This window comes from Micromonospora sp. DT44, from assembly GCF_049841635.1.
Lineage (GTDB): Bacteria > Actinomycetota > Actinomycetes > Mycobacteriales > Micromonosporaceae > Micromonospora.
This window is the reverse complement of sequence record NZ_JBNCKS010000017.1, coordinates 91,445-106,397: the sequence shown is the minus strand read 5'-3', so window position 1 is coordinate 106,397 and position 14,953 is coordinate 91,445. Positions and strand designations below refer to the sequence as shown.

The window sequence follows — 14,953 nt, the reverse complement described above, 5'->3', positions numbered from 1 at the left end:
ACGGCCAGCCGCCCGACCCCATCAGTCGACCCGACATCGTGCACACTGATCACCAGACAGCCCTTGGTTTGCGATCTCCTTCCCTAGACAAGAGGAATGATCGATCAAGGGCTGTCCCCATAATCAGCCGGGGTCGATGCCACCGCCCTGCAGGTTAAAAATCAAGCTAGGGTCTGTTTCACAAGGGCGGTCGAGCCGAGGCGGAGTCCGGGCAGTTCTTCTGACACCGGCCCTGGCGCCGGTGGCGGGTCCGGGCCACGGCACCGGGCCGAGGGATCTAGGCTGTGACGCCGTGAGCAAGCGTCGAAAGAGCCAGCGAGCAGCCACCGAAACCACTCCCCGTCGGGACAAGGTGCGGGACGTCTTCGTGCCGCGTCCCTTCGAGGGCCTGGTCGACGAGCCCGAGTGGATCGCGCTGCGCGAGCTGGTGCCCGCCGCGTCCGCCCCGCTGCGCCTGGCGCCCGCCCTGGTCGAGGAGTTCGGCGACCGGTCGGCGACCCTGGCCACGGTGCTGCCGATGGCCGCGCCGGCGGTGAGCAAGCCGGACGGCCAGGTGCTCATCGGTCTGCAGCGTCACCAGCAGTCCGGCGACGTCTCCCGGGACCTGGCCGAGGCGCTCCTCAGCGCGCTGCGCACCGAGCCGGGCGGCCAGGTGTCCGTGCCGCCGCTGCCCGGCCCCGGGCCGCGTCTTCAGGACATCCTCGTGGACGGCCCGCTGGAGATCAGCATGCACGACGGGTTCGAGTTCTGGCTCGATCCCGGCGCGACCGACGACCCGAGCGTCCAGGCGTCCCTGGAGCGGGCGAACGCCGCCATCTACCCGACGGTGCGGATGACCTCCGCCAAGGCCGCGTACTGGTGTCAGGTCCCGGAGAAGGCGCACGTGCGCTGGGTGCTGCCGGACGACGAGGACGCGGCCCTCGACGCGCTGGCCCGGCTCGGCGCGGCCGGCACGCTGACGCTCGGCGACCAGACCAAGTTCGCCGGGATGTTCCGCGCCCACGGCCGGCTCGTACCCGTCTGGGACCTGCCCGAGAACACGCCGGCGAGCGAGTGGGAGGACCCGGTGGCGCAGTTCGCCAAGCGGTACGCGGAGGCTCTCGCCAGCACCGAGGTGTTGGACGCCGCCGGCCGGCGGGCCCGCCAGGGGCTGCTCGGCCGCCAGCTCACCCTGCGCTGACCCGGGCCCGCTGCCCGTCGCGCCGTTCACGGCAGCGGGTGGCCCGGTGTCAGGCGCGCACGGGCAGCGGGTGGCCCGGTGTCAGGCGCGCACGGGCAGCGGGGCGCGGACGATCGGGCAGGACATGCAGCGCGGGCCGCCCCGGCCGGAGCCCAACTCCGAACCGGCGATCGGGATGATCTCGATGCCGGCCCGCTCCAACTGCGCGTTGGTCTCCGTGTTGCGCTCATAACCGACGCACAGCCGGGGCGCGATGGCGAGGGTGTTGTTGCCGTCGTCCCACTGCTCGCGTTCCGCGGTCACCGGGTCCAGGCCGGTGTCGATGACCCGGAGCTGGTCCAGGTCCATCGCGTCGGCGGCGGCTCGCAGGAAGGGCGCCGGGCCGTCCACCCGCGGGTCCTCGCCGTCCGCGCCGGCGATGACGGTGTACGCCGAGAGCGTGCTGGCGATGTTCGGATACATCAGAACGGCGTCGACGTCGACCATCGTGCAGACGGTGTCCAGGTGCATCGTGGCGCGTTTCTGGGCGATCGGCACCACCAGGATGGTGTGGGCCAGGCCGGCGGCGAAGACCTCTCGGCCGAGGCGTTCCGCGCCTGCCGGAGTGGTCCGCTCACCCACGCCGACGGCCAGCACGCCGGGTGCGAGCAGCAGCACGTCCCCGCCCTCCAGGTGTTCCAGGTCGGGGCGGTAGACGAACTCGGTGCCGACGAACCGGGGGTGGTGCCGGTAGATGGCGTCGGTCAGGGTGGTCTCCCGGCGGCGGGCCGGCATGGCGAGGCTGGTGACGCCGACCCGGTCGCCGATCCACAGCGACGAGTCCCGGGTGAAGAGCAGGTTGGGCAGTGGGTCGATGACGAAGTCGTGCCGGTCCATCAGGGTGTAGACGAGCCCGCCCGGCCGCTCCGAGCTGATCCGCAGCTCCTCGTGGGCCAGCCCGGCGGTCAGCACGTCGGCCAGCGCGGCCGGGTCCAGGTAGGCGAGGTGGTCGGCGACCCGGGCGCGCAACGTGTCGCCGAGGCGGCGCGAGCGCAGCACCTGCTCGGTCAGTTCGGTGCGGGCGTCCTCGACGGCCAGCGTCTCGGCCAGCAGGGTGGCCAGGTAGAGCACCTCGACCCCGCGTTCGCGCAGCGCCGCCGCGAAGGCGTCGTGCTCCTCCTGGGCGCGGCCGACCCAGGGGATCGCGTCGAACAGGAGCGAGTCGTTGTTGCGCGGGGTGAGCCGGGCCAGTTCCGGGCCGGGCCGGTGCAGCAGGACGGTGCCGAGCCGGCCGACTTCACTGTCGACGTAGTGGGTCACTCCCGCAGCGTAGGGCAGGGTTTGGCGGCATCCGAGAAAAGAACTGTGGATGAATATGGCATTCATCCACAGTCACTCCGGCGCTCCGGCTTGCCGAACACCCACAGTGGCAACGTAGGGTAGTGAGGACATAACTTCGAGGGACCTTTTGCCGGAGGTCGCGATGACTGTCTTTCCCGCACGACGAGCCGTACCGACCGCACGGGCACTGCCGCCCATCGCGGTGCCCCACCCCCGCGTCGAGGCGCCGGGGGCTCTCGAACCGGTCCGCCCCACACCGCTCGAGTGGGCCCGACGCCGCCGTGCCGAGCGAGGCGCCCGTCGGCTGGAGGCGGCCGGCGCGCGGGCACTCGGTCAACTCGACCACCTCGGGCCGTCCTGGCACGTCATCGAGTGGCCCCGCACCGACGTGGCGGACGTCCTGCTCGACCGCGCGCAGGACGACCGCGCCGGTTTTCTCGCCATCGGGCCGAGCGGCCTGTTCGCGGTGACCATCGCCGACCACGGCCGGGCCCGGGTGCTCGTCGCCGGGGACGTCGTACAGATCAACGGGAAGCGGCCCCCGTACGTGACCGAGGCCCGCCGGGACGCCAAGCGGGCCAGCAAGGCCCTCTCCGACGCGGTGGGGCTGACCATCCCGGTGACGCCCGTGCTGACCTTCGTGGGGTCCGGCGTGATCAGCGTCTACGGCCTCCCGAAGGACTGCCTGATGGCCACCCACCGGGAGCTGGACCGGCTCCTCGTGGCCGGTGGCAACCGGATCAGTCCGACCACGGCCGAGAAGCTGGCACGGGTGGCACAGCACCCGAGCACCTGGCTGAACGGCACTTACCGTCCATCGGCCGACTACCGGTGGTACGAGGAGGGCCGAACGGCCGCTGACAAGGCGGCCCACCGCCGGTAACGTCACCGGCGACGCCACGCGGCCCCGGTCCCCCACCTACCCACCGGCTCCCGCGCCGTCGCCGGCCGCCCGGGGGTTCTCCGCTGCGGCGCGGTGACCCGGCTCGCTCGGTGAATCCGTCGTTGACCGGCTAGCGTGGACAGTCCGTCGTTGTACATAGGAGGCGCGGTGGCCCACGTCGAACTCTCGCTCTCAGAAGTGTTCGTGCCCTCGGCCCGAGCCTCGACAGAGTCTGAGTTCGACAATGTCGGCCAGTGGTCCTCGACCGTCGGGCGGGCGGACGAGCCCTGCCTGCTGATCGACGCCGACACTCGTGTGGTGGCCATCTCCACCGCCGGCTGCGCGCTGCTCTGCCTGGGCGAGCCCGCCGGCCTGATCGGGCGTCCACTGCTCGACGGCGGCCTTCGCCTGCTCGACTTCACCGCGAACCGGGGCGAGCTGACCGAGGCGGAGATCGACAAGATTCCGCCCCTGCTGGCGCTCTCCTCCGGCCGGCTCGCCCGGGGCCTGCTGCGGGTGCAGGCCGCCTCCGGCGGCGGGCCCGACGCGACGGTCGACGCGATCTCCACGCCGGTGCTCTCCGACGGCGCCGTCGCGGGCTCGCTCACCTTCTTCTCCGAGGTCTGACCTGCGGCGCGATGTGGCGTTCGCCGCACGCGGCAATGCCCAGTTGGGCTCGGTTCCACGCCGTAAGGTGCCCTCATGCTCGATATCACTCTGCTGCCGGGGGAGTACGCCGTGTGCCGGCTGGGTGGCGGCACCGCTCTGCCGGACGAGCTGTCGAGCGGGCTGGGTCGCGCCGACGTGGTCACGGTGAGCTGGACCGCCGACGGGATCTCGGTGATCTGCCCGGCCGATCGGTTGCCCGACGAGGCCGTGGTGGAGACCATCTGGCGCTGCCTCCGCGTCGCCGGTCCGGCGGGCGTGGACGGCACCGGCACGCTCGCCGCGCTCGTGGACCCACTCGCCGCGGCCCGGGTCAGCGTGGTCACCTTCTCCACCTTCGACACCGACTACGTGCTGCTTCCGGCCGTCCGACTGACCGAGGGCACGACCGCGTTGGAGCGCGCCGGACACCGCGTCCTCGGCTGAGCTTCACCCGGCCGACCGCTCGCCCTACGATGGGCTCGGCCACCCCCGGCCGCGACGTATCCCGATGTCCCGAGGACCGGCCCGTGCCGTTCAGCCCACCCCGCCGCCCGTCGGCCCCCACCGCGCCCGCGTGGGCCGCGGCGCTGCTGGCGCTCCTCACGATCGGAGCGCTGACCGGCTGCGGAGCACCTCCGGAACTGAGTGACCCGACCGGCGTGCCCACCGGGGCCAGCAGCCCCAGGCCGTCGGGCCCGACCGGCGTCGCAACGAGCACGCCCTCGACCGCGCCGACCGCACCGCCACCTGCCACCGGCGTGGCCACCCCGGAGCCCGGGCTGGTGGCGACGACCTGCCGGAACGGGCCGACCGGGCAGCGGGTGGTGCAGTTGCTGCGCGGACCGGCCTCGGTGCTCCCGGACAACGTCCGGGTCCGGGTCCGCACCGGCCCGTTGTGCGCCGGAGACTGGCAGTACACCGTGCTGGAGGTGACCGGGCACGAGGAGCTTCAGGTCGTCACCCAGGGTGGGCCGACGGCTCTGCAACTGGTCACGGCCGGCACCGACGTGTGCACCATCGAGGTCCGGGCCACCGGGCCGGCCGGAATCCGTACGCTCGCCTGCGATACATCTCCAGCGGTCGGACCGGGTGCGTAGTCTGGGCGGCATGCCCGGAACACCGCCTACGCGCTACGTGTACCTCGGCCCCGAGGGCACCTTCGCCGAACAGGCCCTGCGCACCATCCCGGCAGCCGAACACGGCTCCCGTACGCCGGCTCGCAGCGTCGGGGAGGCGCTCGACAGCATCCGGGCCGGAGATGCCGACGCGGCGCTCGTGCCGCTGGAGAACTCGATCGGCGGGGCGGTCGGCGTCACCCTCGACGAGATCGTCGAGGGTGAGCCGCTGGTGATCACCCGCGAGGTGGTCCTGCCGGTGGAGTTCGTGCTCGCCGCGCCGACGGGCACCGCGCTGTCGACGGTCCGCTCCATCGCGGCACACCCGCAGGCGTCCACCCAGTGCCGCGGCTGGCTGCGTGACCACCTGCCGGATGCGACGGTCGTCGATGTTCTCTCCAACGGGGCCGCGGCGGCCGGCGCCGGGTCCGGCGAGTACGACGCGGCGATCTGCGCGCCGATCGGGGCGGCCCGGCACCGGCTCGCGCTGCTCGCCGACAAGATCGCCGACCACCCCGACGCGGTGACCCGGTTCGTGCTGGTCTCCCGTCCCGGGCCACCCCCACCGCCGACTGGCGACGACCTCACCTCGCTGGCCGTCTACATCGCTCACGACCGGGTGGGCGCGCTGCTGTCGGTGCTGGTCGAGCTGGCCGTACGGGGGGTGAACCTGACTCGGATCGAGTCCCGCCCGACCGGTGAGGCGCTGGGCCGGTACGTCTTCTTCCTCGACTGCACCGGGCACGTGGCCGACGTACGCCTGGGTGAGGCGTTGCAGGGGCTGCGCCGGGTGTGCGCGGAGGTCCGTTTCCTCGGGTCCTATCCCCGACACCGTTGGGTCGAGGCCGGCGAGCGGCGGGTGCCCGCGCCGGCCGGCCTGTCGGACGTCGACTACGCCGACGCGGCGGCCTGGCTGGCCCGGCTGCGCACCGGCGAGATGAGCTGACCGGGGCGAACGCCACGCGCCCCGGCCGCGTCGGCGCTCAGCTCAGCAGACCGCCGAGCAGGCCACCCTCCTGCTGCTGCTGACCGCTGCCCATGACGGGCGGCTCCTCGGACGGCTGCACCACCACGAAGCCCTGACCGGCAAAGCTCATGGTGAACGACTCGCCGGTGCGCCGACCGAGCAGCGTGCCGAGACCGAGCTGCTCGGCTCGGTGGTAGCCGGTCTGGAGGTTGGCCGACCAGCAGACGGCGGCCTGCGGGTCGACGTACGTCGGCGCGTCCACGTTGAGCACCACTGGGGTGCCCTTGGTCGTGATGGCGATCCGGCCGTACCCGCTGAACACGCAGTTGAACAGCCCCGACGAGGAGGCCATGCCGGCGCCGCCGACCATCCTGATGTCGTACTGCAGGGTCGAGTCGAAGGCGAGCACGCTGGAGCCGTTGATGGAGAGCGCGTCGCCCGGCTCCAGGTCGATGATGTGGACGTCCTTGGCCAGCTCGGCGAGGAAGACGTCACCCTGGCCGGTGACCTTCATCAGCGGGACGCCCTCGCCGGTGAGCTTCTGCTTGAGGAACTTGCCGAGGCCGCCCGAGCCCAGAGCCTGGAACTGCACGTTGCCCTGGTAGGCGACCATCGAGCCGACCCGGGCCATCGCCTCGCCGTTGAGCTCGATCTTCAACATCTTGGAGTTCTGCAGACGCATGCCCGCCTGCGCGGACTCCTTCTCCAGATTCTCCGCCGAGAACAGCTCGCTGCGCATGAAAGGTGCCTCCTGAAATGGTCGCGGTCGCTGCATCGACCGTAGGTGACCACGGCAACCGGAGGCGATCGGTTCAGCGGCGCGCCGACGAAGGCTTGCGCGTCAGCCCCAGCCCAGGGCGTGCAGCCGCTCGTCGTCGATGCCGAAGTGGTGGGCGATCTCGTGCACCACGGTCACCGCCACCTCGTCGACGACATCCTCGTCGTTGTCGCAGATCCGCAGGATCGGGTGGCGGTAGATGAAGATCCGGTCCGGCAGCACGCCGGAATAGTCCCAGCCCCGGTTGGTGAGCGCGTGCCCCTCGTAGAGGCCGAGCAGGTCGGATTCACCCGCCGGTGGGTCGTCCTCGACGAGGATCACCACGTTGTTCATCAGGCCGAGAAGCTCTTCGGGCACCTCGTCGAGGGCGTCAGCGACCAGCTCCTCGAAGCGCTCGCGGGTCATCTCCACCGGCACGACGTTCATTCTGCCCGATGCGGGACCGGTCGGCCGGGTCGCGCTCGGCGACCCGGGCCGGGGTCCACGTGTGCGGGTCGCCGGGTCAGGCGGCCAGGCGGGCGGTGAGGGTGATCTCGGCGCCCGGCGAGAGCAGGCGGGAGATCGGGCAGTTGGCCTTGGCGGCCTCGGCGAGCTTCTGGAACTCCGCCTCGTCGACCCCGGGCACCTGGCCGACGGTCTCGAGGTCGATCCGGGTCACGCTGAACCCGGCGTCGGTCTTGTCCAGGTGGACCTTGGCGGTGGTCTCGACCGAGGTGGGCGTGGTGCCGGCGTCGGCGAGGGCCTTCGAGAACGCCATCGAGAAGCAGCCCGCGTGCGCGGCGGCGATCAGCTCCTCGGGGTTGGTGCCCTCGCCCTCCTCGAAGCGCGACTTGAAGGAGTAGTTGCCGGACAGGCCGCCCTTACCGGTGCGGACGGTGCCGGAACCCTCGGTGAGATTGCCCTGCCATTGTGCGGAAGCGGTACGGATTGGCATGTTGAGAACGCTAGCGGATACGTGACCTGCGGGCGACCGACCGGTACCGACGACCGCCCTGCGATTCCCGTCACCGTGATCGGCGACGCGGCGGACGTGGGCGCGCGCGGTGTCTACGGCAGCGCTGCGACCGAGGGCTGTGCCATGATTCGTCGCAGGCCCGTGACCGGCGGAGGGATGGCCGATGCCCGAGGATCTGCCCGTTCCGCGCCAGGGAGACTCGCCCGACGCGCCGGCGGTGATCGATTGGGGCGCCGACGAGCCCGCGCGGACACGCCGGTTCGGTAATCCCCTGGTCGGCCTGACCCGTGACCCTCGCCTGCCGCTGCTGCTGGCCGGCCTCGGCGCGGTCGCCGGGATCGCGTCGATGATCGGCGAGTGGCTGCTGACGACCGTGCCGAGCGGCGGGCCCGAGGGGCCCAACACGATCGAGGTGCGCGCCAGCGTGTCCGAGATCGGCGGCTTCGGGGTCGCCTATCTCGCCGGCCTGCTCGGCCTGGCCTGCGCCGTGGCCCTGGCGCTGGGGGGCACGGCGGCGGTCCGTGCGAACGCGCGGCTGGTCGGGCTCACGCTGGCCGGCGCGCTCCTGGCGTTGCTGGTCGCCGCTACCGCGACGCTCGACGACACCGGGGAGCGGGCCCTTCTCTACTCGCCCGAGGAAGAGTTCCGGGTCGAGTACGGCCGCGGTCTCGTGCTGGCGTTCGTCGCGTGCGTCCTCTTCGCCGCCGCCCTGAGACTGGCGGTGGCCGTACCGACCGGCACGTCGGCGGGACCGGCTGACGACGACGCCCGGGCCGCCGACGTACCCGCGATGCGGTCCTGGCGTCGCCGCCCGGACCCGGGTCCACTCGACGACGGCCTCCCCGCCCCCGCCGACCTGACGGTGGAACCGGCCACCCCCTTCGCCCGCCCCGAAAACCCCACCTGACCTCACCCCACCCCCGCGCCGCCCCACCACCGCGCCGATCTTGCGGTTTCTGTTGTCATATAAGGCGCAAAAGCTCACAAATCAGCCACCGAAAGTGCAAGATCGACGAGGCGCGGGGCGCGGGCGCGGGGGACGGGGTGCGGGGGCGGGGTTGGACACCTGTCGGGTGCCGCGCGTTGGTGCCCGATTCGCCGGGAAGCCATGGTTGCGACCCTTTCCGCGAGGTACGGTTGCTGCCCGCCGTCACGCCGGGTCTCGACCAGGACCGCACGGCTGGCTGCGACGGCGGCGGGCGAAGGAGGAACGATGACCCGCCCGGGACTGCCCAAGCTGATCGCTACCGACCTCGACGGAACACTCGTCCGCAGTGACGACACCGTCTCCGCGTACACCCACGGGGTGCTCGACCGGGTGCGGGCCGCCGGTATTCCGGTGGTCGGCGCGACCGGACGCGGCCCTCGCCTGACCGAGCTGACCCGCAACGACATCCGCGCCGCCGACTTTCTGGTGATGGCCGGCGGCGGACGTGTGGTCGACCAGAGCGACCCGGCCGGCCCGGTGGTGCTCCGCGACGAGCGCCTGCCCGCCGAGGTGCTGGCCCGGCTGCTCGCCGACCTGGAGGCCGAGGTCGGCCCGCTGACCGTGATGGTCGAGGCGTCCGACGAGCACGACGCCCCGCTCTGGGGTGACTACCACCCGAGCTGGCCCTACCAGGACCGGTTCGAGGCGCGCACCCGCGACGAGTGCCTCTCCTGCGACGTGCTCAAGGCGTTCGCCAGGACCGCCGACCACCACGTGGATGAACTGCTGGCGGTGGCCCGCCGGATCGTCGAGCCGCAGGTCGCCACGCTCACCCAGGCCGGGCTCGATTTCATCGAGATCTGCCCGCCCGGGGTGGACAAGGCGACCGGGCTGACCGTCGTGGCGCAGACGCTCGGGGTCGACCCGGCCGACGTGCTGGTCTTCGGCGACATGCCCAACGACCTGCCGATGTTCGAGTGGGCCGGCTGGTCGCGGGTGGCGGTCGCCAACGCTCACCCCGACGTCCGCGCGGCCGCCGACGAAGTGACCCTGCGTAATGATGACGACGGAGTGGCGGTGTATCTGGACCGACTACTCTCCCGATGATGGGAGAGACACCCCGGCTGGTAGCCACGGACATCGACGGCACGCTGATCCACGACGACCACACGGTCAGCCCGCACACCGCCGACGTGCTCGCGCGGATCTCCGCGCGAGGCACGCCGGTCGTGCTGGTCACCGGCCGCCCGGTCCGCTGGCTCAAGATGGTGTACGACCAGCTGGCCGAGCCTCTGCCGGCGGTCTGCGCCAACGGCGCCGTGGTCTACGACCCGTTCAACGACGAGGTGTTACGGGCCGACCCGCTCGCGCCACAGCATCTGGTGGAGGTGGCCCGGCGGCTGCGCGCCGAGGTGCCCGGCATCCGCTTCGCCGTGGAGATCCTGGACAGCCGGGAGATGCGTCACGAGGCGGACTACCCGCTGCGCTGGGATGCCGACGCCGACGCCATCCGGCCGATCGAGACGCCGGAGGAGTTGCTCTCCGTACCGGCGGTGAAGCTCCTCGCCCGGGCCGGCGAGCAGGACCCGGACGCGTTCGCGGCGCTGATCGCCAGGGCGCTGCAAGGGCTGGCCGAGGCGACGCACTCGTCGTCCTCAGGGCTGGTGGAGATCTCCGCGGCCGGGGTGACCAAGGCGGCCGGGCTCGACTGGTACTGCGACCGGCTCGGCGTGGCCGCGGCGGACGTGGTCGCCTTCGGCGACATGCCGAACGACGTACCGATGCTGAGCTGGGCGGGGCGCGGCGTGGCGGTGGCCAACGCGCACCCCGCCGTCCTCGCGGTCGCCGACGAGGTGACCGGCTCGAACTCCGAGGACGGCGTGGCCGCGTACCTGGAGAAGGTCTTCGGGGTCCAGTGACCGGTCAGAGGTACTGACCGGTGTTGTGACCCTCACCGCCGGCCGGCTGGCCGATGCCCGGCATGCCGGGGACGACCCCGCCGGGGCCGCTGGGCAGCGCCTGCCGGCCGCCGCGCATCTGCTCAAGCTGAACCCGGGCGGCCATCTGCTGGGCGACCAGTGCGGCCTGGATGCCGTGGAACAGGCCTTCCAGCCAGCCGACGAGCTGGGCGTGCGCGATGCGCAGCTCACTCTCGCTGGGCGCCTTGTCCTCGGTGAAGGGCAGCGAGATCCGCTCCAGCTCGTCACGCAGCTCGGGTGCCAGACCCTCCTTCAGCTCGACGATCGAGCGTTCGTGGATCTCCCGCATCCGGTGCCGGCTGGCGTCGTCCAGCGGGGCGGCCTTGACCTCCTCCAGCAGCTGCTTGATCATGCTGCCGATCCGCATCACCTTGGCCGGCTGCTCGACCAGGCGGGTCGGGTCCTCGCCGTGGCCCTCCTCGGTCTGCACGGTGCCGATCGGCCGCCCGTCCGGACCGACCACCACCACGGTGCCGGAGTGGCCGGAGTCGTCGGGGCCGGGCTGGTCGTTCTGCTCAGCGGTCATGGGGTCCATCTTTACCCAGGAGGTCCGGCCCATGCCGCCCGGGACCGACTCCCCTGGGCCGAACCACCCGGGCGGGGCGCGCTACCGTCGCGCCATGTCTGCCGACCCGCGCGCCGTGCTGACCCGGCCGGCGCCCGCGCCGGACCGGACGGTGGCGTACGGCGATCACCCCGACCAGATCGCCGACCTTCGCCGCCCAGCCGGTTCCGGGCCGGCCCGGCCGCTGGTCGTCGTAGTCCACGGGGGCTTCTGGCGGGCCGAGTACGACCGGCGACACACCGGACCGCTGGCCGCCACGCTCGCGGCCGACGGGTACCCGGTGGCGCAACTGGAGTACCGGCGTACCGGGCAACCGGGCGGTGGCTGGCCGGGCACGTTGACCGACGCCCTCGCCGGGATCGCGGCGCTGCCGGAGCTGGTCGCGCAGGCGCTGCCCGGTCGGGTGAGCGGGACCGCGCCGATCCTGATCGGTCATTCCGCCGGTGGCCACCTGGCGTTGTACGCGGCGGCCACCGCGCCGTCGACGGTGGGCGGGGTGCTGGCCCTGGCCCCGGTCGCCGATCTCGCCGAGGCGTACCGGCTGGACCTGGACTCCGGAGCGGTGGCCGCGCTGCTCGGAGGTGGCCCGGGGGATGTGCCGGACCGGTACGCGGCGGCCGATCCACGGTCATTGGTACCGACGCCAACACGCACGGTAGTGATACATGGCTCACTTGACGAACAGGTGCCGGTCTCGATGAGCCGGGATTTCGTGGCGGCAGCTCATCGCGTGGGATCCGATATCTCCCTTGTTGAGCTGCCCGGATGCGAGCATTTCGGGCTGATCGACCCGGAGTCCTCGGCCTGGCCCAGGGTGCGGGATGCGTTGCGGTCCCTGCACGATGATCTATAGCCATTGACGCAGCGTCGCCGACCAGGTAGAACGCCGGAGGGGCGCTGTTCGCCCTGCAACGCTCCTGGAAGGGAACTCGGTGTCGCAGATGAATCGCAGGCGGGCGCTCCAACTGATGGCCGCGCTCGGTACGACCGGATTCGCCACCGCGTGCGGCTCCGACACCGTCGACCAGCCGACCGTCACCAAGAACCCGATCAAGATCGGTCTGATCGCGCCGAAGGCCGGCGGGTTCAAGTCCATCGGTGACGACATCACCAACGGCTTCCAACTCTTCCTCGACCTGCACAACCAACAACTGGGCGGGCACCCGGTCGAGCTGCTCACCGCCGACGAGGGCGAGAACGCCAAGACCGGCAAGGCCGCCGTCGACCAGCTCCTCAAGCAGAACGTGCTGGCGCTCACCGGCGTGGTCAACTCGTCGGTGATGGTGGGTATCCGCGACACCATTGAGGACGCCCGGGTCCCGCTCATCGGGTCGAACGCCTCGCCGAGCAGCCTGCAGAGCGTCGTCTACATCTGGCGTACCTCGTACGTGCTGGACGAGGCCGGGCGGGCGCTCGGCCGCTACCTGCGCGACCAGCTCCCGGCGAACGGCCGGATCGCGATCATCATGCCGGAGAACGTGGGCAGCCCGGACGTCGTGCGGGGCTTCAAGCAGGAGTTCGGCGCCACCGACCCGCGCATCGCCGACCCGGTGACCAACACCAGCCCCACCCCGAACCCGAGCAAGACCACCTACTCGGCGGACATCGAGAAGGCGCTGCGCAAGGACCCGACCGCCGTGTTCTGCTTCTTCGCGGGTGCGGCCGCCGTCGAGTTCATCAAGCAGCTGCGCGACCAGTTCTCCGGGCCCGTGTACGCCCCCGGCTTCCTCACCGAGGGCGCCGTGCTGGACAGCCTGGACCGGGACGCGCTGGGCATCCAGACCGCCCTGAACTACTCGGCCGACCTCAACAACACGTCGAACCGGGTCTTCGCCTCGGCGTACCGCAAGAAGCACCAGAGCACGCCGACGACCTACGCGATGGCGTCGTACGACGCGGCCCAGGTGCTCGACCAGGCCATCCAGCTGACCGGCGGAGCGCCCACCCCGCAGCAGGTCAACCTGGCGCTGGGCAAGATCGGCCAGATCGACAGCCCGCGCGGCATCTGGCAGTTCAACCAGCCGCGTACCCCGCAACAGAAGTGGTACCTGCGGGAGGTCCAGCAGGACGGTCAGGTCATGTCGAACGTGCTGATCAACGAGCTGGCCACGCTGGGCTGATCGCCCACCGGACGAAGCAGGGGCCGGCCTCCCACGGGAGGCCGGCCCCTGCCGTACGCGGCGCCGTTCGGGTCAGTGCCGCAGTTCGGCGATGCAGCACTTCACGCTGCCGCCGCCCTTCTTCAGCTCGGCCAGCTCGACCGGCACCGGTGTGTAACCGGCGGCCTTGAGCTTGCCCGCCAGTCGGGTGGCCTCGCTGTTGAGCACCACGTTCGCGCCGTCGCTGACGAGGTTGAGCCCGAAGGCCAGGGCGTCCTCGTCGTCGGCGATCACCGCGTCCGGGAAGAGCTGCGTGAGGACGCGCTGACTGGCCGCCGAGAACGCGCCGGGGAAGTAGACGATGTTCGCGTCGTCGAGGGCGGCGAGCGCCACGTCCAGGTGGTAGAAGCGCGGGTCGACCAGCCGCAACGACACCACCGGCCGACCCAGCGCCTCCTGCGCCTCCGCGTGCGCCGGGATCTCGGTACGGAAGCCGTGCCCGGCCAGGATGAGTCCGCCGTGCGCCTCCGGCACGTACGCGAAGTCGCCCTCGCCCTCGTTGGTCTCGCTCGGGGCCAGGAAACGCCAGCCCTGCTGCTCGTAGAACGCGTGGTGCACGGCGGCCTCGGCGGTCCGCTGCTCGTGCTTGAACCGCGCGCCGTAGACGCTGCCGTCGACCACGAAGGCGCCGTTGGCGGCGTACACCATGTCGGGCAGCCCCGGCTCCGGCGTGAGCAGGTGCACCTCGTGGCCGAGACCGACAAGCGTCTCGCGCAGCCGGTCCCACTGCTTGACGGCCAGGTCCCGGTCGACCGGGGTGGTCACGTCCATCCACGGATTGATCGCGTACTCGACCGCGAAATGCTCGGGCGAGCACATGAGATATGTCCGCTTTCGCGAGACTCGCTGCTGGTTCACGGTCACCAAGAGTAGGTATCGTTGAACTTTGGTAACAGCCACAACCATTGCTTCCCAGAGGCGGAACGTTGCAGATAGACGCCGTTGACCAGCGGATCATTGCGTTGCTTGTCGCCGACGCCCGTGCGTCGTACGCCGACATCGGCACCCGGGTGTCACTCTCCGCCCCGGCGGTCAAGCGCCGCGTCGACCGACTGCGCGCCACCGGCGTCATCCGGGGATTCACGGCCGTCGTCGACCCGGCCGCCGTCGGCTGGACCACCGAGGCGTTCGTCGAGCTGTTCTGCGCCGGCCGGACCACCCCGGCGCAGATCGGCGTGGCCGCCCGCCGACACCCCGAGGTGGTCGGCGCGTACACCGTCTCCGGCGAGGCGGACGCGCTGGTGCACCTGCGCGCCGCCGACATCGCCCACCTCGAGGCGGCCCTCGAGCGGCTGCGCGCCGAGTCGTTCGTGACGTCCACCCGCAGCACGATCGTGCTGTCCCGGCTGGTCGAATCCCCCGGCGTCGGGCCGTCCACCCGCGCCTGACCGTCCACCGCGCGACTCGACCCTCAATTCGCGGCTTGACCTCAAGTCTGGTTCAGGTGTTGGACTCGTGGCGGCCTGGCACTACACG

General features: G+C 71.5%; 18 protein-coding genes. 12 read left to right on the top strand and 6 right to left on the bottom strand.

What is annotated here, in order from left to right; genetic code table 11:
* Nucleotides 1-292: 292 nt before the first annotated feature.
* Nucleotides 293-1,180, top strand: coding sequence for a DUF5926 family protein (locus tag ACLQ25_RS12750; RefSeq protein WP_425731078.1), 888 nt, complete (start codon nt 293-295; stop codon nt 1,178-1,180).
* Nucleotides 1,181-1,261: 81 nt separating this feature from the next.
* On the opposite strand, the gene ACLQ25_RS12745 is transcribed toward ACLQ25_RS12750, so the two are convergent.
* Nucleotides 1,262-2,479, bottom strand: a complete 1,218-nt coding sequence (locus ACLQ25_RS12745; protein ID WP_425731077.1) for an arginine deiminase — start codon at nt 2,477-2,479, stop codon at nt 1,262-1,264.
* Between the two features lie 163 nt (nt 2,480-2,642).
* Between ACLQ25_RS12745 and ACLQ25_RS12740 the strand changes: the two genes are divergently transcribed.
* The 5 genes from ACLQ25_RS12740 (at nt 2,643) to pheA (ending at nt 6,092) form a co-directional block, all read left to right on the top strand.
* Complete coding sequence (locus ACLQ25_RS12740; RefSeq protein ID WP_355048649.1) at nt 2,643-3,383, top strand: hypothetical protein; 741 nt, start codon at nt 2,643-2,645, stop codon at nt 3,381-3,383.
* Between the two features lie 168 nt (nt 3,384-3,551).
* The gene (locus ACLQ25_RS12735) at nt 3,552-4,010 is read left to right on the top strand and encodes a hypothetical protein (RefSeq protein WP_357131480.1); all 459 of its coding nucleotides are present in this window, start codon (nt 3,552-3,554) and stop codon (nt 4,008-4,010) included.
* 75 nt (nt 4,011-4,085) lie between these two features.
* Nucleotides 4,086-4,475 (top strand): ACT domain-containing protein, encoded by a 390-nt coding sequence (locus ACLQ25_RS12730; RefSeq protein WP_425731076.1) that lies wholly within the window; start codon nt 4,086-4,088, stop codon nt 4,473-4,475.
* 83 nt (nt 4,476-4,558) lie between these two features.
* Nucleotides 4,559-5,128, top strand: a complete 570-nt coding sequence (locus ACLQ25_RS12725) for a hypothetical protein (protein ID WP_425731075.1) — start codon at nt 4,559-4,561, stop codon at nt 5,126-5,128.
* Nucleotides 5,129-5,138: 10 nt separating this feature from the next.
* Nucleotides 5,139-6,092: a prephenate dehydratase gene (gene pheA / locus ACLQ25_RS12720; protein ID WP_425731074.1), complete on the top strand. Its 954-nt coding sequence runs from the start codon at nt 5,139-5,141 to the stop codon at nt 6,090-6,092.
* 37 nt (nt 6,093-6,129) lie between these two features.
* Here pheA and ACLQ25_RS12715 read toward each other — a convergent pair whose 3' ends face one another.
* The 3 genes from ACLQ25_RS12715 to ACLQ25_RS12705 all read right to left on the bottom strand — a co-directional run bounded on the left by ACLQ25_RS12715 (nt 6,130) and on the right by ACLQ25_RS12705 (nt 7,825).
* On the bottom strand, nt 6,130-6,852 hold the full coding sequence (locus tag ACLQ25_RS12715; RefSeq protein ID WP_234582643.1) for an AIM24 family protein: 723 nt from the start codon (nt 6,850-6,852) through the stop codon (nt 6,130-6,132).
* 102 nt (nt 6,853-6,954) lie between these two features.
* The gene (locus tag ACLQ25_RS12710) at nt 6,955-7,302 is read right to left on the bottom strand and encodes a metallopeptidase family protein (protein ID WP_425731086.1); all 348 of its coding nucleotides are present in this window, start codon (nt 7,300-7,302) and stop codon (nt 6,955-6,957) included.
* 91 nt (nt 7,303-7,393) lie between these two features.
* Nucleotides 7,394-7,825, bottom strand: coding sequence for an OsmC family protein (locus ACLQ25_RS12705; RefSeq protein ID WP_355048644.1), 432 nt, complete (start codon nt 7,823-7,825; stop codon nt 7,394-7,396).
* Nucleotides 7,826-8,009: 184 nt separating this feature from the next.
* Here ACLQ25_RS12705 and ACLQ25_RS12700 point away from each other — a divergent pair, with 184 nt between their 5' ends.
* The 3 genes from ACLQ25_RS12700 to ACLQ25_RS12690 all read left to right on the top strand — a co-directional run bounded on the left by ACLQ25_RS12700 (nt 8,010) and on the right by ACLQ25_RS12690 (nt 10,693).
* Nucleotides 8,010-8,753: a hypothetical protein gene (locus tag ACLQ25_RS12700; RefSeq protein WP_425731073.1), complete on the top strand. Its 744-nt coding sequence runs from the start codon at nt 8,010-8,012 to the stop codon at nt 8,751-8,753.
* Nucleotides 8,754-9,059: 306 nt separating this feature from the next.
* Nucleotides 9,060-9,881 (top strand): HAD family hydrolase, encoded by an 822-nt coding sequence (locus tag ACLQ25_RS12695; RefSeq protein ID WP_425731072.1) that lies wholly within the window; start codon nt 9,060-9,062, stop codon nt 9,879-9,881.
* Nucleotides 9,881-10,693: a Cof-type HAD-IIB family hydrolase gene (locus ACLQ25_RS12690; RefSeq protein WP_425731071.1), complete on the top strand. Its 813-nt coding sequence runs from the start codon at nt 9,881-9,883 to the stop codon at nt 10,691-10,693. Before ACLQ25_RS12695 ends, ACLQ25_RS12690 begins: the two co-directional genes overlap by 1 nt.
* 4 nt (nt 10,694-10,697) lie before the next feature.
* Here ACLQ25_RS12690 and ACLQ25_RS12685 read toward each other — a convergent pair whose 3' ends face one another.
* Nucleotides 10,698-11,312, bottom strand: a complete 615-nt coding sequence (locus tag ACLQ25_RS12685) for a bacterial proteasome activator family protein (protein WP_425731070.1) — start codon at nt 11,310-11,312, stop codon at nt 10,698-10,700.
* A gap of 61 nt (nt 11,313-11,373) precedes the next feature.
* On the opposite strand from ACLQ25_RS12685, the gene ACLQ25_RS12680 reads away from it, so the two are divergent.
* Together ACLQ25_RS12680 and ACLQ25_RS12675 are read left to right on the top strand one after the other, a co-directional pair.
* On the top strand, nt 11,374-12,171 hold the full coding sequence (locus ACLQ25_RS12680) for an alpha/beta hydrolase family protein (RefSeq protein ID WP_425731069.1): 798 nt from the start codon (nt 11,374-11,376) through the stop codon (nt 12,169-12,171).
* Nucleotides 12,172-12,250: 79 nt separating this feature from the next.
* Nucleotides 12,251-13,438: an ABC transporter substrate-binding protein gene (locus ACLQ25_RS12675; RefSeq protein ID WP_425731068.1), complete on the top strand. Its 1,188-nt coding sequence runs from the start codon at nt 12,251-12,253 to the stop codon at nt 13,436-13,438.
* A gap of 72 nt (nt 13,439-13,510) precedes the next feature.
* Here ACLQ25_RS12675 and ddaH read toward each other — a convergent pair whose 3' ends face one another.
* Nucleotides 13,511-14,344, bottom strand: coding sequence for a dimethylargininase (ddaH, locus tag ACLQ25_RS12670; protein WP_425731067.1), 834 nt, complete (start codon nt 14,342-14,344; stop codon nt 13,511-13,513).
* A 59-nt stretch (nt 14,345-14,403) separates the two neighbouring features.
* Here ddaH and ACLQ25_RS12665 point away from each other — a divergent pair, with 59 nt between their 5' ends.
* Nucleotides 14,404-14,865, top strand: a complete 462-nt coding sequence (locus ACLQ25_RS12665; RefSeq protein WP_007453771.1) for an Lrp/AsnC family transcriptional regulator — start codon at nt 14,404-14,406, stop codon at nt 14,863-14,865.
* Nucleotides 14,866-14,953 lie beyond the last annotated feature (88 nt).

Coding starts and splice junctions, on each gene's coding strand:
- ACLQ25_RS12740 (WP_355048649.1), top strand. CDS start 2,643: ATGACTGTCTTTCCCGCACGACGAGCCGTACCGACCGCACGGGCACTG.
- ACLQ25_RS12730 (WP_425731076.1), top strand. CDS start 4,086: ATGCTCGATATCACTCTGCTGCCGGGGGAGTACGCCGTGTGCCGGCTG.
- pheA (WP_425731074.1), top strand. CDS start 5,139: ATGCCCGGAACACCGCCTACGCGCTACGTGTACCTCGGCCCCGAGGGC.
- ACLQ25_RS12715 (WP_234582643.1), bottom strand. CDS start 6,852: ATGCGCAGCGAGCTGTTCTCGGCGGAGAATCTGGAGAAGGAGTCCGCG.
- ACLQ25_RS12705 (WP_355048644.1), bottom strand. CDS start 7,825: ATGCCAATCCGTACCGCTTCCGCACAATGGCAGGGCAATCTCACCGAG.
- ACLQ25_RS12700 (WP_425731073.1), top strand. CDS start 8,010: ATGCCCGAGGATCTGCCCGTTCCGCGCCAGGGAGACTCGCCCGACGCG.
- ACLQ25_RS12695 (WP_425731072.1), top strand. CDS start 9,060: ATGACCCGCCCGGGACTGCCCAAGCTGATCGCTACCGACCTCGACGGA.
- ACLQ25_RS12690 (WP_425731071.1), top strand. CDS start 9,881: ATGGGAGAGACACCCCGGCTGGTAGCCACGGACATCGACGGCACGCTG.
- ACLQ25_RS12685 (WP_425731070.1), bottom strand. CDS start 11,312: ATGGGCCGGACCTCCTGGGTAAAGATGGACCCCATGACCGCTGAGCAG.
- ACLQ25_RS12680 (WP_425731069.1), top strand. CDS start 11,374: ATGTCTGCCGACCCGCGCGCCGTGCTGACCCGGCCGGCGCCCGCGCCG.